The sequence below is a fragment of the Streptococcus sp. IsoGale022 genome, assembly GCF_031142805.1.
GTDB classification, from domain to species: Bacteria; Bacillota; Bacilli; order Lactobacillales; family Streptococcaceae; genus Streptococcus; species Streptococcus sanguinis_A.
On sequence record NZ_JAKZJI010000039.1, the window covers coordinates 1 to 565 of the forward strand.

General features: G+C 51.7%; 6 tRNA genes. All 6 read left to right on the forward strand.

The features are described 5' to 3' along the window. Positions 1–11 precede the first annotated feature (11 nt). The 6 genes from RG608_RS11500 (at position 12) to RG608_RS11525 (ending at position 544) form a co-directional block, all read left to right on the forward strand. Positions 12–84: transfer RNA gene (locus tag RG608_RS11500), tRNA-Asp, on the forward strand. Positions 85–116: 32 nt separating this feature from the next. After that, a tRNA-Lys gene (locus tag RG608_RS11505) sits at positions 117–189 on the forward strand. Between the two features lie 5 nt (positions 190–194). Then, a tRNA-Leu gene (locus tag RG608_RS11510) sits at positions 195–276 on the forward strand. Between the two features lie 16 nt (positions 277–292). Continuing rightward, positions 293–365, forward strand: a tRNA-Thr gene (locus tag RG608_RS11515). Between the two features lie 14 nt (positions 366–379). Then, a tRNA-Gly gene (locus RG608_RS11520) sits at positions 380–451 on the forward strand. A gap of 7 nt (positions 452–458) precedes the next feature. After that, a tRNA-Leu gene (locus tag RG608_RS11525) sits at positions 459–544 on the forward strand. Positions 545–565: the final 21 nt, after the last annotated feature.

A 565-nucleotide genomic window follows, 5' to 3' on the forward strand; every position in this document is an offset into this window, starting at 1 on the left:
TGAAAAGAATAGGTCCCGTAGTGTAGCGGTTATCACGTCGCCCTGTCACGGCGAAGATCGCGGGTTCGATTCCCGTCGGGACCGTTGAAGTCAAGAAGATTTCAAGAAAAGTAAGAGACTCGTTAGCTCAGTTGGTAGAGCATTTGACTTTTAATCAAAGGGTCACTGGTTCGAGCCCAGTACGGGTCATAAGAGCGGGTTTGGCGGAATTGGCAGACGCACCAGATTTAGGATCTGGCGCTTTAGGGCGTGGGGGTTCAAGTCCCTTAACCCGCATATAAGATAATAATGAGCCGGCTTAGCTCAGTTGGTAGAGCATCTGATTTGTAATCAGAGGGTCGCGTGTTCAAGTCATGTAGCCGGCATTTTTGAATAGGATGCGAACGTAGTTCAGTGGTAGAACATCACCTTGCCAAGGTGGGGGTCGCGGGTTCGAATCCCGTCGTTCGCTTGAGGCGGCCGGGGTGGCGGAACTGGCAGACGCACAGGACTTAAAATCCTGCGATTGGTAACGATCGTACCGGTTCGATTCCGGTCCTCGGCATAGACTTGTAAGAGGCAGTAG